This is a genomic window from Saonia flava (assembly GCF_011927795.1).
In the GTDB taxonomy this organism is placed as follows: domain Bacteria; phylum Bacteroidota; class Bacteroidia; order Flavobacteriales; family Flavobacteriaceae; genus Saonia; species Saonia flava.
Genome location: NZ_JAATJJ010000001.1, coordinates 957,799 through 982,046 on the forward strand (window position 1 = coordinate 957,799; position 24,248 = coordinate 982,046).

At 34.7% G+C, this 24,248-nt stretch carries 22 protein-coding genes; 11 read left to right on the forward strand and 11 right to left on the reverse strand.

The annotated features are described in order from the left end of the window. Window positions 1–230: 230 nt before the first annotated feature. A complete protein-coding gene (locus tag GGR42_RS04085; RefSeq protein ID WP_167961128.1) occupies window positions 231–863 on the reverse strand; it encodes a hypothetical protein in 633 nt (210 codons plus the stop codon). A gap of 196 nt (window positions 864–1,059) precedes the next feature. On the opposite strand from GGR42_RS04085, the gene GGR42_RS04090 reads away from it, so the two are divergent. Beyond that, a complete protein-coding gene (locus GGR42_RS04090; protein ID WP_167961130.1) occupies window positions 1,060–1,821 on the forward strand; it encodes an SDR family NAD(P)-dependent oxidoreductase in 762 nt (253 codons plus the stop codon). A gap of 716 nt (window positions 1,822–2,537) precedes the next feature. Here GGR42_RS04090 and GGR42_RS04100 read toward each other — a convergent pair. From GGR42_RS04100 to GGR42_RS04110, 3 genes are read right to left on the reverse strand one after another with little or no spacing between them, the layout of a single operon-like run. Further along, a complete protein-coding gene (locus tag GGR42_RS04100) occupies window positions 2,538–4,241 on the reverse strand; it encodes an adenosylcobalamin-dependent ribonucleoside-diphosphate reductase (protein ID WP_167961134.1) in 1,704 nt (567 codons plus the stop codon). Window positions 4,242–4,244: 3 nt separating this feature from the next. Continuing rightward, window positions 4,245–4,457: a hypothetical protein gene (locus GGR42_RS04105; RefSeq protein WP_167961136.1), complete on the reverse strand. Its 213-nt coding sequence runs from the start codon at window positions 4,455–4,457 to the stop codon at window positions 4,245–4,247. 2 nt (window positions 4,458–4,459) lie between these two features. Beyond that, a complete protein-coding gene (locus tag GGR42_RS04110) occupies window positions 4,460–5,422 on the reverse strand; it encodes a 1-phosphofructokinase family hexose kinase (protein ID WP_167961138.1) in 963 nt (320 codons plus the stop codon). 138 nt (window positions 5,423–5,560) lie between these two features. Between GGR42_RS04110 and upp the strand changes: the two genes are divergently transcribed. From upp to GGR42_RS04125, 3 genes are all read left to right on the forward strand, one after another. Next, window positions 5,561–6,214 carry a uracil phosphoribosyltransferase gene (upp, locus tag GGR42_RS04115; RefSeq protein ID WP_167961140.1) on the forward strand — a complete coding sequence of 218 codons (654 nt, stop codon included), beginning with the start codon at window positions 5,561–5,563 and terminating at the stop codon, window positions 6,212–6,214. A 119-nt stretch (window positions 6,215–6,333) separates the two neighbouring features. After that, a complete protein-coding gene (locus GGR42_RS04120; protein ID WP_167961142.1) occupies window positions 6,334–6,798 on the forward strand; it encodes an Hsp20/alpha crystallin family protein in 465 nt (154 codons plus the stop codon). A 160-nt stretch (window positions 6,799–6,958) separates the two neighbouring features. After that, entirely contained in the window at window positions 6,959–9,610 is a 2,652-nt protein-coding gene (locus tag GGR42_RS04125) for a cation-translocating P-type ATPase (RefSeq protein ID WP_167961144.1), read from the forward strand. 26 nt (window positions 9,611–9,636) lie between these two features. On the opposite strand, the gene GGR42_RS04130 is transcribed toward GGR42_RS04125, so the two are convergent. Then, window positions 9,637–10,422, reverse strand: coding sequence for a patatin-like phospholipase family protein (locus GGR42_RS04130; protein WP_167961146.1), 786 nt, complete (start codon window positions 10,420–10,422; stop codon window positions 9,637–9,639). A gap of 266 nt (window positions 10,423–10,688) precedes the next feature. On the opposite strand from GGR42_RS04130, the gene GGR42_RS04135 reads away from it, so the two are divergent. The 3 genes from GGR42_RS04135 (at window position 10,689) to GGR42_RS04145 (ending at window position 15,812) form a co-directional block, all read left to right on the forward strand. Further along, window positions 10,689–13,889, forward strand: coding sequence for a PAS domain S-box protein (locus GGR42_RS04135; RefSeq protein ID WP_167961148.1), 3,201 nt, complete (start codon window positions 10,689–10,691; stop codon window positions 13,887–13,889). Continuing rightward, a complete protein-coding gene (locus GGR42_RS04140; RefSeq protein ID WP_167961150.1) occupies window positions 13,867–14,937 on the forward strand; it encodes a response regulator in 1,071 nt (356 codons plus the stop codon). Before GGR42_RS04135 ends, GGR42_RS04140 begins: the two co-directional genes overlap by 23 nt. 107 nt (window positions 14,938–15,044) lie before the next feature. Beyond that, window positions 15,045–15,812 carry an RNA polymerase sigma factor gene (locus GGR42_RS04145; protein ID WP_167961152.1) on the forward strand — a complete coding sequence of 256 codons (768 nt, stop codon included), beginning with the start codon at window positions 15,045–15,047 and terminating at the stop codon, window positions 15,810–15,812. Window positions 15,813–15,870: 58 nt separating this feature from the next. On the opposite strand, the gene GGR42_RS04150 is transcribed toward GGR42_RS04145, so the two are convergent. The 4 genes from GGR42_RS04150 to GGR42_RS04165 form a co-directional block, all read right to left on the reverse strand. Beyond that, window positions 15,871–16,248, reverse strand: coding sequence for a response regulator (locus GGR42_RS04150; RefSeq protein ID WP_167961154.1), 378 nt, complete (start codon window positions 16,246–16,248; stop codon window positions 15,871–15,873). A gap of 171 nt (window positions 16,249–16,419) precedes the next feature. Further along, a complete protein-coding gene (locus GGR42_RS04155) occupies window positions 16,420–16,743 on the reverse strand; it encodes a hypothetical protein (protein ID WP_167961156.1) in 324 nt (107 codons plus the stop codon). A gap of 332 nt (window positions 16,744–17,075) precedes the next feature. Next, entirely contained in the window at window positions 17,076–17,432 is a 357-nt protein-coding gene (locus GGR42_RS04160; protein WP_167961158.1) for a carboxymuconolactone decarboxylase family protein, read from the reverse strand. Window positions 17,433–17,610: 178 nt separating this feature from the next. Beyond that, a complete protein-coding gene (locus tag GGR42_RS04165; protein ID WP_167961160.1) occupies window positions 17,611–18,369 on the reverse strand; it encodes an LOG family protein in 759 nt (252 codons plus the stop codon). Between the two features lie 175 nt (window positions 18,370–18,544). Here GGR42_RS04165 and GGR42_RS04170 point away from each other — a divergent pair, with 175 nt between their 5' ends. Beyond that, on the forward strand, window positions 18,545–18,931 hold the full coding sequence (locus GGR42_RS04170) for a hypothetical protein (protein ID WP_167961162.1): 387 nt from the start codon (window positions 18,545–18,547) through the stop codon (window positions 18,929–18,931). A gap of 34 nt (window positions 18,932–18,965) precedes the next feature. Beyond that, window positions 18,966–19,448 carry a hypothetical protein gene (locus tag GGR42_RS04175; RefSeq protein WP_167959097.1) on the forward strand — a complete coding sequence of 161 codons (483 nt, stop codon included), beginning with the start codon at window positions 18,966–18,968 and terminating at the stop codon, window positions 19,446–19,448. A 63-nt stretch (window positions 19,449–19,511) separates the two neighbouring features. Here GGR42_RS04175 and GGR42_RS04180 read toward each other — a convergent pair whose 3' ends face one another. Both GGR42_RS04180 and pta read right to left on the reverse strand, forming a co-directional pair. Next, window positions 19,512–20,696 (reverse strand): acetate/propionate family kinase, encoded by a 1,185-nt coding sequence (locus GGR42_RS04180; RefSeq protein ID WP_167961164.1) that lies wholly within the window; start codon window positions 20,694–20,696, stop codon window positions 19,512–19,514. Window positions 20,697–20,711: 15 nt separating this feature from the next. After that, window positions 20,712–22,802, reverse strand: coding sequence for a phosphate acetyltransferase (gene pta, locus GGR42_RS04185; RefSeq protein ID WP_167961166.1), 2,091 nt, complete (start codon window positions 22,800–22,802; stop codon window positions 20,712–20,714). A 177-nt stretch (window positions 22,803–22,979) separates the two neighbouring features. Here pta and GGR42_RS04190 point away from each other — a divergent pair, with 177 nt between their 5' ends. Next, a complete protein-coding gene (locus GGR42_RS04190) occupies window positions 22,980–23,855 on the forward strand; it encodes a universal stress protein (protein ID WP_167961168.1) in 876 nt (291 codons plus the stop codon). Window positions 23,856–23,865: 10 nt separating this feature from the next. Further along, a complete protein-coding gene (locus GGR42_RS04195; protein WP_167961170.1) occupies window positions 23,866–24,162 on the forward strand; it encodes a hypothetical protein in 297 nt (98 codons plus the stop codon). The last annotated feature ends 86 nt before the right edge of the window (window positions 24,163–24,248 follow it).

Genomic DNA, 24,248 nt, shown 5'->3' on the forward strand with positions numbered 1-24,248 from the left:
AAGAAATTAGAATAAAAATCATTGGGAAAGTTTAATGAACATTCTTCAAAGGCGGACAAATTATTGTCCTATGTGCATACCTAAAATTCTTTTAAAATATTGCTTCTGGCTGTTGAAAACTTATATACATATTGTATTAAAAATAAAAAGTCTCACTGAAAATTCAGTGAGACTTTTTATCAAAGAGATTTTCCTAATTTTTTAATCATTAAAAATGACAAATAAGTCATCTACAATGACTTAATAAGCCCTTCGATTTCCAATTGTAGAACTATTTTCTTTACATAATCATCAATGGTAGTACCCATTGCTTGGGGGTTGGTAATATCAAAAGAACCAACCCAAATCAAAGATTTATTTTCATCTACATCGAAACCATAAATTGATGTTTCTACATGATAAATTTTATAATCATCATAATATCCAGGGTTGTAGTATATATCCTGGTATCTATAGTAATAACGTCCAAACCTAACATAATGGTTTCCATAACTATAGTATCCTCTATTATATGCCCTATTTTCATCTATTCCCTTTACAGCAGTTATCATGACCGCATCAAAACCTTCCATTCCAAGTTGATCGATCATCTGTTGAATTTCTTCTTCACTTTTTTTGGACTCCGTAAAGGCTACCCCAAGGACCTCACTACTTTCAACACTGTTCAAACTTCGTTGAACAAGGGCATTTTTTAAATTTTCTTCAAAAATTTTCTTGGCAGTTAGATTGTTTGTCATCCCTACTACCAACAACTTATTAGGATTAAATGTTCTTATTTCCGGATTTTTCCAGCTTTCCACAAAACGAGTGGAAGAGCAAGACATCATAAATAGGATTACTGTGAACCATACTATTTTTTTCATAGTGTAACTATTAATTAAAACATAAAACTATAAAAGAGGAGAAATGCAAACTATGATTTATATCATTCTAGGCCTGTAGTTCATTTTTATTAAATGCTACCATGATTTTTGTCATTTTGTAGTCCATCCCAACAAAATATCTTTATGAAAGTTGAATTTCGTTAAAAACGAAAGCTAACATTGGAAAACAAACAAAATGGAACGATTAGAAAACAAAGTAGCTATTATTACTGGAGGCGGGGGTGGCATAGGTAAGACTACTGCCAAATTATTTATTCAACAAGGAGGACGTGTAATGTTGGTAGGGCACAGAGAGGAATCTTTAAAAAAAGCAGTTAAAGAATTGAAAAGTCCCAACGTATCTTATTGTATTGCCGATGTTTCCAAAAAAAATGATACGCAAAAATATGTAGAAAAAACTCTAGAAGTTTTTGGGAAAATAGATATTTTCTTTAATAATGCGGGTGTTGAAGGCATAACAAAACCAATTTCTGAATACCCAGAGGAAATTTTTGATAAAGTAATCGCTATAAATCTTAAAGGAGTATGGTTGGGTTGTAAATATGTACTTCCGAAAATGTCCGATGGGGGAAGTGTAATTATTACCTCCTCTATTGCTGGTTTAAAGGGTTTTACGGGCATGGTTGCTTATGCAGCCAGTAAACATGGTGTTATAGGCATTATGAGAGTTGCTGCTCTAGAATCTGCCGATAGAAACATTCGTGTAAATACCATTCATCCAGGTCCGGTAAACACACAAATGATGAGAAGGATAGAAACGGACATTTCTCCTGACAATGCCAAAGAAGTTCAAAAAGGTTTTGAGAATTCTGTACCACTGGGAAGATATGCAGAGGCAAATGAAATTGCCGAATTGACTTTATTCCTAGCTTCAGATGAAAGCAAATATATTACTGGTAGCACATATGTAATAGATGGTGGTATGGCAGCATCTTAACAACCTATCATGTTAATAAGCTCATAGAAGCTTTCTTATATTTTTTTATAAAGTAAAAGGTTTAAAAGTACGAACCAACCAATAAATAATAGAAATGTGATTTTTTGAATAACGGGAAGTATCCCAATAAATATTTCTGTCTCATAGACATAATAATTTATTAAAAAAACCAAAAAACAAAGCACACCAAAAGACAAAAGTCTATAATGGCCAATTTTATAAAGCTCCAAAAAACAAGAAATCAACGCCGGCACTGCAAATAACCCTGCAACATGGACAAAAAAATCATGATGCCCATAGGGCAAAAATAAAGTAGTTGTCAATGATACTATACCGGTAACTGACATAATCTGCCTATTTATACTTTTTGTTGAAAAAATAATCGGCAAAAAAGACCACAACAATATAATACTGGAACACAAAATTATTAGAGCCAATATGGCTATACTACGAGAAGAATTATGTTGGCCATTTATGGTATAAATGTCCAATAAATCACACAAATAATTATTCCATAAACTAAATTTTAAAGATGTTTGGGATTCATTAAATACATTAGGATAGTTAACTGCCGCAATTATATACAAAAACACAAATAACAGAATACCGGAAATTGGTGTAAGAATAAAAAGTTTATCCATGTTATTTGGAAGGAGTTTAACTTTCATATATAGTCTTTTAAATGTTGATTCCGGTTCACTGCTATAATGAGAAAATCAACAATAATTGCCGCTGTTTAAACCACAATGTTGTAATATTTGATGGGCTCTACTATTATTGCGATATATTGTAATACCCTTTAACTGTCTTTCCCATGCCGCCCAATAAATATCGGCTACATCTTTAACCATAGTTGTTTCTGGCAAGTTTATAGTTTTGGATACAGCATTGTCCGTATATTTTTGAAAAGCCTGTTGATGAAGCAAATGGTACTCCCATGAGATTTCCATACTAGTCTCAAATAATTTCTTAATTTCCTTTGGAATAGATTTTAAACCTTTTATACTTCCTGTATGCATCACTTCTATTTCTACTTGCTTATTCCAAAGTCCCAATTGTTTCATTTTTTCAATAAAAAAGATATTTACTTCTATTTGGGTTTTATTTTCCAAAATCCCTACACGTTTATAGTGTAGAGCATACAAAGGTTCAATGGAATAAGAAGTATTGGCGATTACAGAAATACTGCCCGTAGGCGCAATACTATTACAAGTGGCATTTCGCAATGGTTCAGCAGGTTCATGCAAACTTTCTTTCCAAGTTAAGAATGTTCCTCGTTCTTTGCCCAGTGTTATAGAAGCATCGTAACTCTTGGTTTTAATAAAACCCATTAACTTTTCACCCAATTCCACCGCTTCTTGGGAAGCATATGGAATTCCCAAAATAATCAACAGCTCCGCCCAGCCCATAACGCCCAACCCAATTTTTCGATTGGCCTTGCTAATTCTTTCCACTTCTGGTATTAAGTAGTGATTTACCGAAATTACATTGTCCAAAAATCGTATAGCAACATTAATATGGGTATCTAGCTTTGCCCAGTCAATGTATACTTTTCCTTCTTCCTGTTTCACTATTTTTGTTAGGTTCAAAGAGCCAAGGTTACAGCTTTCATAATCCAGAAGAGGTACCTCTCCACAAGGATTTGTACTTCCTATTCTTCCCTGTTCGGGTATTGGATTGTTTTTATTTATAGTATCCAAAAAAATGAGTCCGGGGTCTCCCGTTTTCCATGCTTCTCGAGTAATTGAATTCCATAGCTTGGATGCCCTAACTACTTTCTGAATTTTTTGTGTTCTAGGGTTAACCAATTTCCAATCTTTATCTTTGGATACAGCCTTCATAAAGCTATCTGTTATGCCTATGGAAATATTGAAATTTTGCAAACTGGTCCCATCAGACTTTGAAACTATAAATTCTTCTATGTCTGGATGACTTATATTTAATATGCCCATATTGGCCCCTCTTCGTTTACCCCCTTGCTTTACATATTCAGTTGCAGAATCATATATTTTCATAAAGGCTATTGGCCCTGAGGAAGTACCTCCAGAGGAGCTTACCAAATCATCTTTTGGTCGGAGTTTGGAAAAATTATATCCTGTTCCCCCTCCACTTTGATGAATCAGTGCGGCATTTTTAAGTGTTGTAAAAATAGCTTCAAGACTATCTTCGACAGGCAATACAAAACAAGCGCTCAACTGTCCATTTTCTAGACCCGCATTCATTAAAGTAGGAGAATTGGGAAGAAATGCTAAGTTGGACATTATTTCATAGAATTTCTGCTCCCAAATATCTTTATTGGTTTCTTCTGCGTTGGCCACATACTTGGCGACCCTTCTAAAAAGTTCATCAGGAGTTTCTTTTGGGTTCCTGTTTAAGAGATAGCGATCGTTGAGAATCTGAAGAGCATTATCCGTCAACATATATCAATTATAGTGAAAACCCTTATTAGAAAATAACAATTGTTTAAATTCATTAGTAGTGATAGCATCCATTAAATTTGAAGTTTTGGATGTTATACCCGTTTCTACTAGCACTTTTTCCAACATTATTTCCAATGCCCTTATATCGCTCAACAAATGTCTCACAAATTCTGCCCTTGTCTCCCTATCTATTTTATTTACTTGGTGCGTTCCCATTTTTAAGATACTTGGATTTTTTCAAGATTATTAGAATTGGAACTTATCCATTCATAGAGTTCATCTACATCTTCCTTTTTACAAAGTTCCGAGCCTGGGGTCATTGTGGCCGCAGTACCGCATGCCACTCCATACTTTACCATTTCACTATAAGATTTTCCTTCCGCTAGAGCACGTACCATGCCTGCCAACATACTATCACCTGCACCTATTGTGCTTATAGGCAATACAGTAGGTGCAGAAATATATTCAGTAGTATCCTTGGTTACCAACAATGCTCCCTTTGCACCCAAAGAGACGACCATAATTTCACACGAATTTTCTTTTATAAATTTCTTAGCCAAGGATTCAAGATTGTTAGAAGTAATAACATCAACACCACAAAGTACACTCAACTCCCCTAAATTGGGTTTCAATAGAAATACACCTTCACCAACACCATTACTTAAAGCTTTTCCAGATGTATCCAAAATAAACCTTACTTTTTTCCCTTTGGCTATGGATGCCACATTAGCATAAAAATTTTGGGGCATTCCCGGTGATAAGCTTCCACTTGCAACCAAGTAGTCCCCTTCCCTCAAAATATTTTCTAAATGTGCTAATGCTTGCTTCCATTCCTGTTCTTTTATTTCTGGCCCAGGCATTCCAAACCTATATTGTAAATTGGTATTTGTATCTGTAACTGCCAGATTTTCCCTGGTCCAATTTATAATGGGGACTATTTGCTGTAATATATTGGCATTTGTAAGCATTTGTTTTAAATGCTCCCCGGTAGGACCTCCTGCTAAATACATACATAGTGATACGCCACCAAGTTCCTTTATTACTTTTGAAATATTTACTCCACCCCCGCCCGCTTCAAAAACAGGTTCGGCACAACGCAACTTCTTATTGGGTTCAATTCCTGCAACTGTAGTGCTTTTATCTATTGCCGGGTTTACAGTAAGAGTAATTATTTTTTTCATTTTTCTTCCAATTGTTCAAATATAATTTTCTCTCTTATAGACTCATATGACAAATATCATTGTCCAAAAATGCATTCATAAATACTTTCGTTTTAAATCATAGGAAAAAATGTACTTTTAATATAAACACAACAAACTATGACCATTCATTATTTTGGCCAAGAAAATTCACTCCTTAATCAATTTGTCTCTGAAATAAGAAATATTAAAGTACAGAAAGATCCTATGCGTTTTAGAAGAAACATCGAACGCATAGGGGAAATATTAAGTTATGAGATGAGTAAAACCCTAAATTATCAGAATATAACGGTACAAACCCCATTTGGAACTAAAGAAATGTCATTGCCCAAAGATGAACTTGTACTATGCTCCGTTTTAAGGGCGGGACTCCCTCTACACCAAGGGCTTTTAAATTATTTTGACCGTGCCGAAAATGCATTTATTTCGGCATATAGACATCATCCCAAAGGCGATGATAATTTTGAGGTCATTGTAAAATATTTTGCTGCTCCTTCATTGGGTGGTAAAACGTTGGTTTTAACAGACCCTATGCTTGCCACTGGAAAAACTTTGGAAAATGTTTTTAGGACACTACAATCACATGGTAAACCAAAACAAATACATATTATTTCTGTAATTGGCTCACAAGATGGTATAGAATATGTAAAAAAAGTCTTCCCAGAAAATACCCATTTATGGATTGCCGCAATTGATGATGAGCTAACAAGTAAAGGTTATATAATACCTGGACTTGGGGATGCAGGGGATTTATCATTTGGGATGAAATTATAAATGCTATTTTTTATCCATTCCAATAGTTTTTTCATAATCCTGACCTAGGTCATTTCATGGGCTTTGCATTGATTCTACTTTAGTGATATAAAATTGTTTAACCCTTAAATATAAAAATTATGTCACTAGTAAAATTTAGAAGAAGACCATTTGGAAAACTTATTTCTCAAGATTTTTTCGATATGGATGATTTTTTTGATAACAGATCTTGGAGCAGGGATTTATTACCTGATCGCTTTTGGAATGGTAAAACTGCAGAGCCTGCACTAAATATTAAGGAAACAGACGACAAGTTTGAAATTGAATTAGCAGCGCCAGGTTTTTCCAAGAAGGATTTTAATGTCACCATTGATGATGGGTGTCTAAATATTTCGGCAGAAAAATCTAGCTCGGAAGAGGAAAAAGATGAGAACTACACTCGAAGAGAATTTAGTTATAATTCCTTTGAAAGGTCTTTGCAGCTACCAGACAGTGTAAAGGAAGAAGAAATTAAAGCAAGATACAATGATGGGATTCTAAGCTTTAACCTTGCAAAAAAAGAAGAAGCCAAAAAACGGCCACCAAAAGTTATAGAAATAGCTTAGGTATATTTTTCGATCCCTAACTTTTAAAAGCTATCCATTTAATGCCCTCTCAATAAGCCTAACTTTCCACATCCATCTATAAAATGTTAGCTAAGAGGGCATTAAACATAATAAAAATACATCTAAATTTATTTTTTTGTTATAAGAATCCATTCTTAATATGATTCCAAATCCATATGCACTTGCTATCAAGGATCTTCTACTAAACCTAAATAGTGATTTGGATTATGGTCTTTCCAAACAAGAGGCATCAAAACGTATAACTACTTTCAATAAAAACGAAATACCTCAAAAAGGGCCAAAAAAGAAATGGAAAATTCTCACTAATCAATTTACAGATCCTATAATCTATATTTTAGTTTTCGCTACTTTGATAGCATTTTTTTTTAATGATATACCCGAGGGCGTAGCCATACTAATTGTGATTTTAATTACAATTGGTATTGGTTATTTCATGGAATTACAAGCAGTTCGTTCATTGGAATCGCTTCGTAAACTGGGTCAAACTGCAACCCTAGTTTTGCGTTCTGGAAAAATATCCAAAATAAAAGCCTCTCTTTTGGTTCCCGGTGATATTATATTATTGAATGTAGGAGATATTGTTCCCGCAGATGCACGCTTAATTAGACATGACAACCTAATGGTAAGAGAAAGTAGTCTAACCGGAGAAAGTATTTCCATAGAAAAAAACACAGCAATCTTGCCTGATAAAACACCGTTAACCGAACAGTATAATATGGTTTTTAAGGGAACACTGGTAGATGGGGGTTCGGGCAAGGCAATTATAACAGCAACCGGTGTCCATACCCAATTGGGGAAAATTCAACAAATGGGTATGGGAGTAAAAGAAGAAAAAACTCCTCTTGAGAAAAAATTGAGTCATTTAAGCAAATGGCTTATTAAACTAACCCTAATTTTTACCGTTCTTATTATTATTGTAGGCATATTAAAAGGTAAAGATTGGTTTTTAATGCTAGAAACTGGAGTGGCCCTTGCTGTAGCCACCATACCCGAAGGACTACCAATTGTTGCTACCATTGCCCTTGCAAGGGGTATGCTTCGCTTGTCAAAAAAAAATGTAATCATCAAGAATCTGGAAGCTGTAGAAACATTGGGAGCTACCAACATTATTTGTACAGATAAGACCGGAACACTTACCGAAGATTCATTAAAAGTTCACACCCTACTCTTTGAAACTAATTCTGTTACAAATGTTTACAATAAAAAGAATAGTGTTTTTGAAAAACTAAAAGAAGAAAAGGCATTTCAAAAAATGATGATGGTATGTATTCTTTGTAACGATGCACAATTCTTGGGCAAAACTTTATATGGGGACCCCTTGGATATATCCCTAAAGGATTTTGCAAAATATGTTGGATACAACGCAACAACCATCCGAAATCATTATCCAGAAATAAATCAACTTCCCTTCGACAACAAGCATAAATTAATGGCTACCGTCAATAAAAGTGATAAGGGCTTCCATATATATGTTAAAGGTGCCTTTGAAAGTGTCGTAGCGCATTGCGATACTATTCTTAAAGGCAATAAACCTATTCTCTTCAATGATAAAAAAAAATGGTCCTTGTTGGTAGATGAGTTGGCATTAAAAGGATTAAGAACATTAGCTTTTGCATATAAAACGACCCTAAAAGAACCCGAAACAAAACTATTGTTACAACAACTTACTTTCATTGGCGTCATAGGCTTTTTAGATCCCGCTCGTGAAGATGTAAAAGCTACCATTGACATATATAAAAAAGCAGGTATTAGGGTGGTTATGATGACGGGGGATCATTTGGGCACAGCAAAGAAAATAGCGGAAGAAGTGGGCTTACTGCCTTTGAATGCACCTATTGAAAAAGTTCAGCATGGTAAAAATCTAGAAAATTTAAATAATATAGATGATGAAAAAGTAAAACAGATACTCAATGTCTCTGTTTTTGCCAGAGTGATTCCCGAACAGAAATTAAACTTAGTGGGGTTTTACCAAAAAAATAAAAATATTGTAGGAATGATAGGTGATGGTATTAACGATATTCCTGCATTAATAAAAGCAGATATCGGTATTACAATGGGAATTCGTGGAACAGAAGCGGCAAGGGAAGCCGCGGACATGATTTTGAGCAATGATAAATTCACAGCTATAGAACTGGCAATCCGTCAAGGTAGGGTTATCTACCAAAATATTCGTCAATTTGTGGTATATCTGTTATCCAGTAATCTAGCTGAAATAATTTCTGTAGGACTTGCTGCACTCCTTAATCTACCTTCGCCATTATTGCCATTGCAAATTTTATTCTTAAATCTTATTACCGATATTTTTCCCGCATTGGCCTTGGGTCTTGGAAAAGGAGAGGAGAATATTATGCAATTACCTCCCAGGAAATTTAACGAACCTATTATGACTACTAAGCTTTGGAAGGCAACTTTGCTATATGGGTTATCTATTAGTACAGCAGTGCTGGGAATAACAATTTACTCTCATTCTATTCTTGCATTGCCTCCTGTAACGATAAACAATATGGCATTCTTTACTTTAATTCTTGCCCAACTGCTCAACGTTTTTAACATTCCAAGTGAAAAAATTTCTTTTTTAAAAAATGAAGTGACCACTAATTTCTGGGTGTGGATGGCTCTAATTTTATGTGTTGTACTTACCATTGCAGCAATTTCCATTCCTCCAGTAGCAAAAGCACTTTCAATAGTACCTATCTCAAATGAACAGCTTGTTCTGGTTATTTTATTTGCCTTCGGCTCTCTTATTTTAGCACAATTTATAAAACGTTTTGTTTCAATTTTTCTAAAATAAAAACAATGTTTCACCCTACTCTATTTCTATATTGGCATAGAACTTTGTGAACTCTTGTGAACTGGTAATCCATTTATAGCTTCCAATGCCGCTTCGTACCCTAAACGGAATATGGGGTCTATGTTTTTTAAGGATAATGTACTATAATCACTCATATTCTTGGGGCGAATCAACAAATTACAGTCATTAAATTTTGACATTGATTCACTGGCAATTTTTATTTGATATGCACGCTCCATGATATTATAAGAATGCTTAAGGTCCTCTATCTTTACTTTCTCGAGTGGGTTTACATAAATACCAACAATATGCTCACAGTACATTTTAATTAAATCTACAGGAAACACATTTAATGTTCCCCCATCCACATAGTAACCAGCTTCAATTTTCACTGGAGCAAATATTCCAGGAATAGCTGCAGAGGCCAAAATAGGCTTTATCAACTCTCCTTTATTAAACACCTTCAGCGTACCATCAAGTAGATTGGTTGCCGTTATGTATAAAGGCTTTTTAAGCGTTTCAAAACTGTCTTCAGGTAAATACTCTTTCAAAAGGTCATAAAACTTTAATGTATCCAAAAAACCTGGTTTTTTTCTAGCATATTTCTTAATTGTAAATAGTTGCACTCTCCTAAAAAAATCCATCATTTCTTCCCAATTACACCCCCCTGCATATAGGGCTCCTACCACGGCACCTGCACTTGTACCTGCAATATGTGTGGGATGAATACCATATTCTTCCAAGGCCTTTATTGCCCCAATGTGGGCAACACCCCTTACTCCTCCTCCAGAAAGCACCAATCCAGTATTCATTTTATTGATATTTAAAAGATTAACAAAAGTATTTTGTACCCAACAACCATAACATGATATGCATCATAAATCCCCTTTTGATTTCAAAAATCATAATGACCAATATCATTTCTTAGAAAAAATAGCATCAATAGCTTTGACATAACTAGTGATTGCCTCTGCAGGACTTTTTTTAAATAGAGAAATTCAAAAAGGCATAATCATCTAAAAATCAAAGAAATGCAATATATTAAATTATCATCATTTGAATAATAGAAAATAAGTCAATGGATATTACTTTTTATCAAAACATTTTTGAACTTTCCTTTGAAGGGGTGCTTATAATGGATGACCATAGTACTATTCTTATGACAAATCCGTCATGCGATAAATTGTTCGGGTATGGTCCAGAAGAGCTAATAAATAAAAAAATGGAAACCTTGGTTCCTAACATTGATCCTGAATCAAAAAATAACAATTCCAAACTACTTGGATTTAAAAAAAATGGCTCCCAAGTTCCAATAAAAATTAAAAAAAGTTCTATAAAAATTCAAAATGAAAAAGCGACACTAGTTTTTATAACAGACCACATTGTTCACATGCCAGCACAATTGGTATTGGAAACCGACAAACAAAAAATGAATGAAGCACAAAGGATTGCAAATTTGGGAAGCTGGTCCTGGAATTTAAAGACAGATGAACGCCATTGGTCAGATGAGTTCTATAGAATACTAGGGTTATCTCCTGGTAGTCCAAAACTAAATGCTGAGAGTGCTGTAGAATTTATACATCCAGATGACCGTGAGGCAGCCATCCAAGCAGTAAATAATGCCATTGAAAATCATATCCCCTATTCCTATCAAAAAAGAATTGTAAGAGAAGATGGTACCATAAGATATGTAGCGGCCAATGGTACGGTAGAATACAGCCCCAAAGGAAAACCAATTGTTATGATTGGAACTATGCAGGATGTTACAAACCAGAAATTGCTGGAGAAAAAACTTAAGGCAAGTGAACAAAAAAACAAAGCCATTTTGGAGGCCTTACCAGATGTACTAACAATTCATGATAAAAATGGAACAATACTAGAAATACACGTACCCGACCCTTCCTATTTAATTGTGCCCAAAGAACAGCTAATAGGGAAAAACATTAAAGATTTACCCGTAGTTATGGGGGAGGCAATGGTAAAAGCATTTTCCGAAGTAGTGGACAGCCAAAAAATGAAACTCTTGGAAGTATCTGCTCCCATATCGGACAGAATGGTAGACTATGAATGCAGGTTAGTTCCTTTAATGCAAGACAAAATATTAACAATTTCCAGGAATATCACACAAAACAAAACATTACAAAACATATTACATCTTAGAAACAGGGCCCTGGAGGCGGCAGGGAACGGGATTATTCTTGTGGATGCCCAAGACACCAACCTACCAATAACCTATTGCAACAAGGCCTTTGTTGCTATAACCGGTTATAGCAGAGAAGAATTAATTGGCCTCAACTGCCGCATTTTACAAAAAAATGATCGTGATCAAAAAGAAATTGCAATTATGGCAAAGGCCATTCAAAAAGGAAAGCCATCAAGGGTAACAATTCGTAATTACCGTAAGGATGGTACACTTTTTTGGAACGATGTTTACATAACCCCACTACATAACCAAAAAGGAGAACTTACCCACTTTATTGGTGTGCATAACGACGCTACAAAACGTGTTAAGGAGAATTTATTGAAAGAAGAAGTAAGAAGTCTTCTGGAGATGATAGCCTTGCAAATGCCATTAAAAGAAATATGTGATAAAATAGTATTAACAATGGAAAAGGAAATGGAAGATGTTCTGGGGTCAATTTTTCTTGTTAATAAAGAAAAAGGTTCCTTGGAAAATTTATCTGCTCCAAGCCTTCCCAAGTCATTTACAAAAAATATAGAACTAGAAGCTATTGATAGTAATATTGCATGCTGCATATCTGCATTTTCTAAAAAGAAGGTGGTCGTAAAAGATATTGCCAATAGTGATTTAGAAAAAGGGTATATAGACCTAGCTATATCCCATGGAATACAATCTTGTCATTGCTACCCTATTATTTCTAACAATAACGAAGTGTTAGGTATTCTTTCCCTCTATAGCGGCAAGTCAAAAAGAATAAGGAAAGACAATGTGAAAGATTTCATAAACCTAGTTTATTTGGCACTGGAACGATACAGATTTGTGTTAGATCTTAAAGAGAGTAGATTCCAATTAGAAAAATACTCAGAATTATTAGAAGAAAAGGTGAATGTCCGCACGAAACAGTTAAAAGCTACTTTATTGGAAGTAGAAGAAACCAACTTAAGCCTAGAAAACCAAATTTCAAAAACAAAAATATCAGAGAGCAAGGCACAAACAAACTATACCATGTTTTCTACCATAGCCCAAAACTTCCCTAGAGGTATTATAATGGTTTTTAATTCCAATTTTGACCTTATCTACCTGGAAGGAGAGGAATTACACCTCATGGCCCTTAAAAAAACAGACTTTATAGGCTTGAATGTTTCTGATATTCCAATTTTTTCAAAAAATGAAATAAAGCAGATAAAAAATCATATTGAAAAAACATTACAGGGCAAAAATCTTGCTTTTGAAATGGAATACAATAAGAACAGTTACTCTGTAAATTCTTCACCATTATATATAAGTAACACTGACAATGTAAGAGCACTATTTGTATACACTAATATATCCGATCAAAAGAGGGTACAACTAGAATTGACGAAGGCCCTTAAATTGGAACAAGAGGTAAATGAACTAAAATCCCGTTTTATATCCATGGCCTCACATGAATTTAGAACTCCCCTAAGTGCTATTTTATCCTCTGCCATTCTTATAGGAAAGCAGAACGCCCCGGGCATGGAGGAAAAAAGAGAAAGACATGTTAACAGAATAAGAACGAACATAAAGAATCTTGTGGTCATATTAAATGATTTTCTCTCATTGAGCAAGTTGGAAGAAGGGAAAGTGAGTGTACAACCGCAATATTTTGAATTGATACAGTTTTCAAAAATTTTAATAGAGGAAGTAGAACCAACCAAAAAGGAGGGGCAGCTCCTTATTCTAAAACATGTGGATAAGGCAATAAATGTGTACTTGGACCCAAAATTATTGAGTCATATTCTTATCAATATTTTATCCAATGCCATTAAATATTCGGATGAACTTAAAAAAATAATTTTCAAAATAGAACATGAAGAAAAATATTTAACATTGAAAATTACGGATCAAGGTATTGGAATCCCCGAAAATGAACAAAAAAGACTTTTCGAACGTTTTTTTAGAGCTAATAATGTTACCAATATTCAAGGCACTGGACTTGGATTACATATTGTAAAACAATATACAGAACTTATGGGAGGGACTGTGCAATTTACAAGTGAAGTCGGAAAAGGATCCTCCTTTACAATACAATTACCCTTAAACCTAGAACAAAATGAAAAAAATACTACTGATTGAGGATAATGAAGATGTCCGTGAAAATACTGCCGATATCATTGAATTGGCAAACTATGAGGTAGCCACTGCAGAAAACGGTAAAATTGGAGTGGAAAAGGCCATAAAAATGGTCCCAGATCTAATCATATGTGATATTATGATGCCAGAGATGGATGGCTATGAAGTTATAACAAGTTTGGGCAAAAACAGTAAAACCGCTAGTATTCCCTTTATTTTTTTAACTGCAAAGACAGGAAAGACAGATATGCGAATGGGTATGAATATGGGTGCAGATGACTACTTGACCAAACCCTATGAAGAGAAGGAATTATTGGATGCCATTTCAAGTCGATTAAAGAAACATGATTTCCTAAAAAAAGAAATTGCCAAAAGCATGGAGGGCATCAATGTCCTTTTAAAGGAGGCTTCCCAATACATGGATTTGGAAAGTTTATCCAAAGATCAGAGCTTAAAAAGTTTTAAAAAAAAGGATATTGTATTTTGGGAAGGTGATGGCGCACATTCGCTCTATTTCATTGAAAGTGGCACTGTAAAAACCTTCAAGAGCACAGAAGCTGGAAAAGAATTTGTGACCGGCATTCATAATGCAGGAGATTTTTTAGGGCAATTGTCCCTGGTAAACAATAAAGGGGCCTATTGTGAAACAGCAACCATTTTGGAAGATGCTGAAATATTTGAAATTCCAAAAAACGATTTCACCAAATTATTGTATGAGAATCATATGGTTTCCCAAAAATTTATTGAAATGATTTCCAACAATTTAATTCACCTTCAAGAACAATTGGTGGATATGGCATTTGTTTCTGTGAGACAGCGCGCTGCTAAAACACTATTAAAATTATTTGATAAGGGTATTGTAAATGATAGTGCCCATAGTGGTATTGGGATTCCAAGAGAAGATTTTGCCGGCATGATAGGAACGGCTACTGAAACAGCTATACGAACGCTGTCTGATTTTAAAGATGAAGGTTTAATTACCACAGATCATGGCCGAAAAATTATTGTCTTGAACAGGGATGCCCTAAACCAGATTGCAAATTTTGGATAAATACATCAATGATTATTAAATAAAACAACATACATGATAAATATCATTACAATACCTGATACAAGTTTGCATTTTTATGGTGTATAAAAATGATAAATTAAAACGTTATGGAAAGCACATTAAATTACAATAAAAAAGAGTTTCATGTCTTTGTAGCCAACATATTTCCTAATCTAGTGAAGTTCAGAGAAGAGAAAGATAAAACTTCCTTCAATGAATTATTGATTAAAGTCCTTCCAGAAGTTAAGCGGTATGTAACCAAAAGGCTTAATACTGCAATATCCAAAGGCAATATTCCAAGAGGTAAATATAAAACGGATGATTTTGTTGACCAGCTTTTTATTGAAGTTTATGAACATTTGGAAGAGGTTGAAAATAAAAAAGACTTTCATTCTTGGCTGTTTAAAAAAGCAGATGAATTGTTGGAAGAGCGTATGGTAGAAGAGGAATTTGATTCGCTTTTTTTTGAAAACATTGATGACTATTCCAAAGCCGAGTGGGATGATATGGCCGAAAAATATACCATGGATGGCGATGGAGATTTAATAATGGTGGATGAATTGGATGATATTTCCTATAGAAAACATGATTATATCTCCAAAAACATTTTTTTGGATGATGCCAATAAAAATCTAATGGCTAAATTGGACAAGGATTTGGGTAAAGAAAATATCCTAAAGCATACGGAAATGGTACTACATCATTTATCTCCTTCCACTCGTGCAGTTTTCGACTTATTTACAGAACAGCATTTTGATTTGAAAGAAATTGCCACAATAAGAAACCATACTGTTCAAGAAGTTGAAGCCTTATTGGAAGAAGCCCGAAAAAGCCTTGAAAGTAGTTTTTATAATAGGTATATTAAAAATATGTAAGATTTTTTCAATACTATGGACTGCCCATTCACAGTATTGAATTTTATAAAATTTCCTATTAAAATTCCTTTCTACTTAGCAGACATCGTTGAATGGATGATATAAGATCCTCCAAATCCGAAGGCTTTACTATATAGTCATAGGCCCCATTATCAAGGGCATTTTTAATTTCTTTTTTTTCGCTTTTAGCACTAAAAAATATTAATGGTATTGTTTTAAGATGAGGGCTATTGCCCATATGGGCAAGCAATTGTAAACCATCCATTTCTGGCATTAGCATATCACACACCACAAGATCCGGAAGGGAATTTTCCATTTTCTCCAAGCCATCTTTCCCATTTTTGGCGACAATTATTTCATATCCCTCCAATTCCAATAGCTCTGCCGTATTCTCTCTAACAACTTTATTATCTTCAATGATTAAAATGATTGCCATTTATAGAAACATTAAGAATTAAAGAATACCTAGGGGAATTACCTAAAGTAAGGATTTTCTTCCAATTAACCAGTATATTTTATGTAATTATGTAGTAGTAGTAGTAGTAGTAGTAGTAGTAGTAGTAGTAGTAGTAGTAGTAGTGGTAGTAGTGGTAGTAGTGGAGGCCTCTTAGGATCTAACAAAAACCACTATGTTAAAGTCTATCATTTGAGCTTTTTTCCGTTTAATAAATTTGCTGTTTTTAAAGGTTCCTTCTTTTCCAAAATCACCATATTGTCCAAAATATCTACGTATTTCAACCTTCATATTTCCAGGGTCCAACTTCATTGCTTCTACAACAAGTCTTAAATGGCTTGTTAAACAAAATGCTGTTCCCAATGTTAGATAATCCAAGGGACAGGGTGCTTGGTCCCCTGCTCCAATACTTCCCACGAACTGTACCTGGAACAGTAATGGAAACCGTTCCCTGTTTAAGGTATTTTGAATTCTCATTGGGGACTTCCTCTACAATTACGCTAACCTCGGCAACCATTTTGTCAGGATACTTTCTATTCATAGGAATACTATCCGGTAGTTTTAATATTTTGGTCAATGTGTAGGTTTCTGGCTTCTTGGGAGCTTCTATCCAAGTAACAATTTAATTACCTCCGTGTTCTGTATAACCATAGTCAAATTATGGAAAATATCCCTGCGAAATATAAAAAAGGATTCCTCCCCCAATACATAGAGAGAATAATATTCCTAAAGCAACTATTAATTTTTTCGTTTTACCTAAAATCAAAAAAAGGTTAATTGCGCACAGTTTTTATTGAAGGAATCTAATCCTATTCATTTTTTTCCAAAACTATAAATTGATCCAGCGCTTCCATTGCCTCACAACCATATACCACAGATGGACCACCACCCATTAAAATAGCTACCCCAATAGTTTCCATAATCTCCTCTGAAGATGCCCCAGATTGCAATGCATCATTTACATGAAAAGCAATACAGCCATCACACCTAACGGTAATGGCAATTCCCAATGCTATAAGCTCCTTAGTTTTGGAGGTTAGTGCTCCTTGGGCAATACCTGCTTCATGAAGTTCAGAGAAACCACTCATTACTGTGGGAATTCTTTCTCCCAACTTTTGCATATTCTTCGATAGGTCGTTATAGTTTTTTGAATAGTCTTTGCTCATTTTTTTAATGTTTTTGTATTTTAAAATAACTTTATATCATAAGCGCAATTGGCGTTATATTTCAAAATTATTTTATATGGGTAACCTATGGAATGACTTATATCATGCCACAGTATTAAATTCAATAAAAGCTTCTTCTAAAACTGTTTTGGAGACAAACAAGTGGGTAATAAGGGGTTCAACGTAATCTTCGTTCTCCAAACCACCACTTGGGCTTATATTCCCTTTTAATAAGACCGAACCTTTTAACAGAATGTACTTTAAGATGTGCCATCATTTCTTCAACTGAATCCGTTAAGAAAAATAGGTCCATATCCTCGGCGGCTATACTTTCATTTTCTGCCATCACCTTAATATGGTGGTACAGCTCCTTGTGATATTCCTTGCCAAACAATATTACCGGGAAATTGCTTATCATTTTTGTTTGAATCAAAGTTAGCGATTCAAACAATTCATCCAAGGTACCTATCCCCCCAGGCATTACAATAAAGGCAAAGGAGTATTTCATGAGCATAAACTTTCTAAGAAAAAAATAGGGAATATCTATCCATTTATCCAAATACGGATTTGGTTCCTGTTCAAAGGGCAAAATAATATTGCACCCCACCGAATGCCCCCCATTTTCATAAGCTCCCTTATTGGCAGCTTCCATAATTCCAGGGCCACCGCCCGTCATTACTGTAAATCCCATGCCAGCCATAGCCTTTCCAATTGCCTCGGCGTCTTTGTAATACTGATTTTCCGGTCCAAAACGGGCCGAACCAAAAACAGTGACACAAGGTCCTATAAAGTGAAATTTTCTAAAGGCGCGGATAAAATGGTACTGTACCTTAATAGCAAACTTCAACTCTTTAAATCGGCTTCTAGGCCCACTTAAAAAAGATTTTTCCTCACTTAAATAAAAAGAATTGGTATTGTCACTAGTAGTATCCTTCATAGCTATAATTAATACTATATCAAGATATCATTTTCTCCGATATCTAAGGCCAATCTCATTGTATTTTCCTGTATTCCGTTATTTAAGAAGACACATACTAAAACTAATTCAATGATTTAAGTCATTTTTCAATCCTTGGTAAACCCTTTACTTTATGGTATTAAATTCATGGAATATGAAAAAGACTAAATTTTATATTATAATCATTTCCATCATGGGCCTTCTAACTTTTGAAAGTTGTGGCCCTGTTGTTATTTCTTCGAGACCAAGCCATCCTCCCCCACCATGGTTCTATCCAAATAGATTGGAAGTAGTACGGTATGTCTATTTTCCCGAATACAATTTCTATTTTGATTTAACATTAAGAAATTATCTCTATTTGGATAGGGGTACTTGGATACGGGTCAATACATTGCCTCCAAGATATAATGGTATTGATTTAAGAAGATCTAGATATGAAAGGGTGAGAGCATATAATGGGGACAATATAAAACGCTACCATGATGAGAATAATTTAAATAGAGGTAGAAGCAATAGAAATACTCAAAGAAGAATTAATTAATGAAAAAATAATTCAAAATCTTAATTTTTTTAAAATGAAAAAGGCAATAGCGTTCTTATTACTATTACTCGTTGCCGGATGCAACGGACAAGAAAAAGAAAAACCAGAAATCAAAAAAGAGGAAAAGAAAGAAACCGCCGAAAAACCCAAAGGACAGTGGGAAGTAAAAAAAGAGTATGATGAGTTTGGAAATCTTATTAAATATGATTCTATCTACTCCTATTCTTATTCCAATATCGAAGGTGACTCACTAAAAGTAAATCTGGATAGTATTATGGATTCCTTTAGAGATTTTTTTGATGAAAGGGTTCCTTTTTCTTGGAAAGATAGATTCTCTTACTTTCCCGAAACTGATTCCCTTTTTATGAAAGATTTCTTTACTGAGGACTATTTTTTTAAAAATTGGGAAAAACAACATTCAGAATTACAAGAAATGATGAAGAAAATGGATTCTACCCGAAACGCTTTTTTAAAGAAATATCACCCTGGATTATTGGAATCCAAAGAAAACAATTAAGGCAATTAGTGACATCCGTTTTTAAAACAAAGTATTACCTATATTTTAAAAACGGATGTTCATTTAACGTACCAATTGGAATACCTGTTTTGCTATCTCCAATTCTTCATTGGTCGGGATGACAAAGATTTTAACCTTGGAAGAAGAGATACTGATATCCCTCAAAGAATTTGATTTAAGTTTATTTTTTTCTTGATCCAGATTTATCCCCAAATAATCCATATCTGAACATACCAGCTCTCTTAACACACTGGAATTTTCTCCAATTCCTGCTGTAAATAGTATTGCATCCAAACCATTCATAATGGCCGCATAAGCCCCAATATACTTTTTAATACGATATGCATTCATTTCCAAAGCTAATATACAATCTGTATTTCCTTGTTCTGCACCGCTTTGTACATCTCTTAAATCACTATATCCGGTAAGACCCAGCATACCGCTTTTCTTAAGCAATATTTTTTCAACTTTGTCTAAATCATAACCTAGGGTCTTAACAAAATGAAAAATAATGGAATGGTCTATATCTCCACTTCTGGACCCCATAATGAGCCCGTTGGAAGGGGTAAATCCCAAGCTATGATCCACACTTTTTCCATTTTTCACCGCTGTTATACTACATCCATTTCCTAAATGAATTGAAATTATTTTTGCCTCTGGGTTTTGTAAATAATCAATAGCTTTTTCGGAAACATATTTATGACTTGTTCCATGAAAACCATATACTTGAATTCCATGGTTTGTATACAGTTCATTGGGAATGGCATACTTTTTAGCTTTAGTTGGTATTGTTTGGTGAAAAGCGGTATCAAAAACCGCTACTTGATGAGCAGTATTAAAAATTTGCTCAGCTAGGACAATTCCTTCTAAATTGTGAGGATTGTGCAAAGGAGCCAATATGGAATATTCATTTATTTTCTCCTTTACTCCTTGATTTACTATTGTTGTTTTAGAATAGACATTTCCCCCATGAACAACTCTATGGCCCACGGCATCAATTTCTTTTACATCAGTAATAACACCTTTTTTCGAATCCAATAAAAAGGCCGCTATTTTTTTTAGTCCAATTGTGTGGGTCAATATTTCTTCCTCTTCCTCAATGGAAATGTTCCCTCTCTTATACTTTAAAACAGCTTTCTTGGATCCAATTCTTTCAATAATACCTTCACAAATTACTTTTTCAGAGGGCATTTCCATCAACTGATATTTTATAGAGGAACTTCCCGAATTAATAACCAATACTTTCATAGCAATAACTATTTTTTAAATTCCTTGTGCTTGAATTGCGGTGATTATAACTGTATTGAAAATGTCCTCCACTGTACAGCCACGACTTAAATCGTTCACTGGCTTCTTTAGTCCTTGTAACATTGGCCCTATGGCCAAAGCTCCTGTTTCTCTTTGGACCGCTTTGTAGGTATTGTTCCCTGTATTTAAATCGGGAAAAATAAATACACTTGCCCTGCCAGCAACTTTGGAATCTGGCATTTTGTTTTTGGCTACTCCTATATCTACGGCGGCATCATACTGTATGGGCCCCTCTACCTTTAAATCAGGCCGCATTTTCTTTACCAATTCTGTGGCTTTGCGAACTCTATCCACATCTTCCCCTGTACCAGAGCTTCCGGAGGAATAAGACAACATGGCTATACGAGGTTCTATTCCAAATGCCAAACTAGTGGTTGCTGAAGAAATTGCAATTTCAGCCAATTGCTCCGCAGTCGGGTTTGGATTAATGGCGCAATCACCAAAAATGGTCACTCTATTGTCCAAACACATAAAGAATACCGAGGAGACCACAGAAACACCTGGTACTGTTTTTACAAACTGAAGAGCAGGGCGTATGGTATGCTGTGTAGTATGTACGGCTCCAGAAACCATACCATCTGCATGACCTTTATAGACCATCATGGTTCCAAAATAGGATACATCTCCCATAAGGTCACGGGCCATTGCCAAGTTCATGTTTTTGTGCTTCCGTAATTCATATAGAGTATTGGCATAATCTTCAAAATTTGTGGATTCAGTTGGATTTATGATTGCGATTTCATTCAAATTAAGAGAAATATCCAGTTGCAAGATTTTGGCTTCAATTTCCTTAGGGTCTCCCAATAACGTAATTTTCACCGCATTGGAATCTACCAACTGTTTTGTTGCAATAAGAATACGTTCATCTGTTCCTTCTGGAAGCACTATATGTTTCTTTTTTGATTTTGCCCTCTTCAATAGGTTGTACTGGAACATTCTCGGTGTTATTCCCTCAGGTTCAAATGTTATTAGGCGCTCTGCCAAATCATCAACAGGTACATATTTTTCAAAATCTTGAATGGAAGTAGCTATTTTCTGTGAATTCTCTGCATATATTTTTGATTTAATGGCACCAATCCTATTGGTAATCGAAAAAGTTCCTCCTTTTACAGAAACTATGGGAACCACATCCGTTAAACCTTCTATTAGTTTTATAATGGAATCTTCGGGTATCAATCCCCCAGTAAGAACAATACCCGAAATAGTGGGATAATTACTGGAAATATTGGCTTGTAATGCCCCTAGAATTATATCCGCCCTATCACCAGGGGTAATTACTAAACTTTCTTTTTTTAAGTGGGTGAGATAATTACGCAATTGCATGGCCCCTACACTATAAGCCCCAGCTTGATTATTTATATATGATTCCCCAAATAGAACTTTCCCATCAAGGTTTTCCACAATTTCCTTTACCGTGGGTTTAGCTAAAACAGGATTTATAGGTATAACTCCCGCCAGCACATTTTTGGGAAGTTTCTTTTGCAATTCGGTTATTACCAGGGATACATTCTTTGCCTGTACTTTATTGGCCACCGCCATTAAAACTTCTACTCCCTTTTCTTTAAAAGAGTCACAAGCCATATATAAATTACCGACAAGCTCTTCCAAGGTCTTGCCAATACCACTGGCCAGAATAATTGTTGGTATACCTAGGTTTTTAGCTATCAACACATTAATGTCCCATTCTATGATGGCCCCTTCACCAGAAAAATCGGTACCCTCTACCAAGATAAAATCAAATCGGTCTTCGATAGCCTTATATTTTCCAATAATGGTACTTATAATTTCATCATCTTTATCTTGATTCTTTTTTTGTATAATCTCACTACGGGTATATGCGTAAGCATCTTCATACTTTAAATTCAAATCAAAATAAGAAATCATGGTATTGATGTGGTTATCCAAACCGCCCTCTTTATCATCAATAATCGGTCTAAAATAACCCACTTTGGCAGTTTTGCCCAAGAGTGTTTCCATAAGGCCCAAAGAGATAATGGATTTTCCACTATTAGATTCTGTAGTGGCAATATAAATTGCTTTGCTCATTCTTACGATGCTTCTATAATTTCAAATTTAATGGATTCCTTTTTGTTCTAGATCCATTAATACAAATTAAGTCGTTGCAAAATTATACCTAACAAAAAGCCTTAATCATGATATTGGTCATGTGCCTAGCGGATTAAGATCAATAAATTTGACTTCTAACCTAGATAAATTATTAAAGTGAAAACAATACTATATGCCACAGATTACTCCGAGAATTCGGTTGCTGCCTTAAAATATGCTCATGAAATGAGTTTACAACTGGGGACCCGTTTGGTCATTACCCATGTTTTTGAGTATCCTACTATATTGAATACAGAAGGACTTAATGAACCTTTTCTCCATTTGGAAAAAAATGCTTTTAAAATGCATCGTTCTAAATTGGAGGAATTTTGTGCAGAACATTTAGGCAGCAAATGGGATACACCCAACATACAGTTGGAGGCCGTAGAAAATAATTCGGTCACTCAGGGCATTATCTCAAAAGCGGTTGATTGGCATGCGTATCTCATTGTTACTGGAATAAAAGGAGGAAGTGTTTTGAAAGAAGTAATTATGGGAAGTACTACAAAACGCCTTATTGAAATAGCCCCCTGCCCCATTATGGCAATTCCTGCTGATACAAGCTACATGCCACTTAAGACTATTGTCTATGCAACGGATTTTGAAGAAGAGGATGTCTATGCAATTCGAAAGCTTGCTGAAATTGCCGAACAATTTGATTCTGAAATAAAGGTTGTCCATATTAGTACCGATAAAGAATATGCAGGAGAAACACAAATGGAATGGTTCAAAGACATGCTTAATGAAAAAGTCACCTACGACCGTATAGAATTTAAGCTATTGTTCTCAGATGATATTTATGATACTCTTAGAACTTATTTAGGGGATACCAACGCAGATATAGTGGTTATGCTAGAAAGGGAGAAAAAAGGCTTTCTTCGAAAATGGTTCCATCGAGATTTGGTCAAAAAAATTGAATCTTATGGCCGGGTACCACTTTTAAGCTTTAGGGGAGCAAACCATCAACTATTTTATTTTAAAACAGCACTATAAATTTATTGAAATGGCTAGAAGATTGTACACTATATTGATTGTAATTTCCTTGGGATTGGGATATTATTTATATTCTATTAGAGAAACACATTCAAAAATATTCCTCATAGTACTATCCGGAATCATATTCACATTTTTGAGTATGGGTATCCATGGATTAATAGCACATTCTCTAAATCCCAAAACTAAAGAAGGAAGTATTCTTCTTTATCCTTTGTTAATGGGTGCTCTTTGGGCGTTTCTATTCTTTTTGTTTGTATTCTTTATTCTTCCTATTTTTTGCCCAGATTTTTTAATTCAGATGTAAACGAAGTTTAACCCGAAAATTCAAGTTTAACATTTGACTTTAGTAAAAACAAAAACAGGAGACCTAGGCCTCCTGTTTTCTATGAA

Bases quoted from the DNA above. Each gene is read 5' to 3' on its own strand.
- GGR42_RS04085 (WP_167961128.1), bottom strand. From the start codon at position 863: ATGAAAAAAATAGTATGGTTCACAGTAATCCTATTTATGATGTCTTGC.
- GGR42_RS04090 (WP_167961130.1), top strand. From the start codon at position 1,060: ATGGAACGATTAGAAAACAAAGTAGCTATTATTACTGGAGGCGGGGGT.
- GGR42_RS04100 (WP_167961134.1), bottom strand. From the start codon at position 4,241: ATGTTGACGGATAATGCTCTTCAGATTCTCAACGATCGCTATCTCTTA.
- GGR42_RS04105 (WP_167961136.1), bottom strand. From the start codon at position 4,457: ATGGGAACGCACCAAGTAAATAAAATAGATAGGGAGACAAGGGCAGAA.
- GGR42_RS04110 (WP_167961138.1), bottom strand. From the start codon at position 5,422: ATGAAAAAAATAATTACTCTTACTGTAAACCCGGCAATAGATAAAAGC.
- upp (WP_167961140.1), top strand. From the start codon at position 5,561: ATGACCATTCATTATTTTGGCCAAGAAAATTCACTCCTTAATCAATTT.
- GGR42_RS04120 (WP_167961142.1), top strand. From the start codon at position 6,334: ATGTCACTAGTAAAATTTAGAAGAAGACCATTTGGAAAACTTATTTCT.
- GGR42_RS04125 (WP_167961144.1), top strand. From the start codon at position 6,959: ATGATTCCAAATCCATATGCACTTGCTATCAAGGATCTTCTACTAAAC.
- GGR42_RS04130 (WP_167961146.1), bottom strand. From the start codon at position 10,422: ATGAATACTGGATTGGTGCTTTCTGGAGGAGGAGTAAGGGGTGTTGCC.
- GGR42_RS04135 (WP_167961148.1), top strand. From the start codon at position 10,689: ATGGATATTACTTTTTATCAAAACATTTTTGAACTTTCCTTTGAAGGG.
- GGR42_RS04140 (WP_167961150.1), top strand. From the start codon at position 13,867: ATGAAAAAAATACTACTGATTGAGGATAATGAAGATGTCCGTGAAAAT.
- GGR42_RS04145 (WP_167961152.1), top strand. From the start codon at position 15,045: ATGGAAAGCACATTAAATTACAATAAAAAAGAGTTTCATGTCTTTGTA.
- GGR42_RS04150 (WP_167961154.1), bottom strand. From the start codon at position 16,248: ATGGCAATCATTTTAATCATTGAAGATAATAAAGTTGTTAGAGAGAAT.
- GGR42_RS04155 (WP_167961156.1), bottom strand. From the start codon at position 16,743: ATGAGAATTCAAAATACCTTAAACAGGGAACGGTTTCCATTACTGTTC.
- GGR42_RS04160 (WP_167961158.1), bottom strand. From the start codon at position 17,432: ATGAGCAAAGACTATTCAAAAAACTATAACGACCTATCGAAGAATATG.
- GGR42_RS04165 (WP_167961160.1), bottom strand. From the start codon at position 18,369: ATGAAGGATACTACTAGTGACAATACCAATTCTTTTTATTTAAGTGAG.
- GGR42_RS04170 (WP_167961162.1), top strand. From the start codon at position 18,545: ATGAAAAAGACTAAATTTTATATTATAATCATTTCCATCATGGGCCTT.
- GGR42_RS04175 (WP_167959097.1), top strand. From the start codon at position 18,966: ATGAAAAAGGCAATAGCGTTCTTATTACTATTACTCGTTGCCGGATGC.
- GGR42_RS04180 (WP_167961164.1), bottom strand. From the start codon at position 20,696: ATGAAAGTATTGGTTATTAATTCGGGAAGTTCCTCTATAAAATATCAG.
- pta (WP_167961166.1), bottom strand. From the start codon at position 22,802: ATGAGCAAAGCAATTTATATTGCCACTACAGAATCTAATAGTGGAAAA.
- GGR42_RS04195 (WP_167961170.1), top strand. From the start codon at position 23,866: ATGGCTAGAAGATTGTACACTATATTGATTGTAATTTCCTTGGGATTG.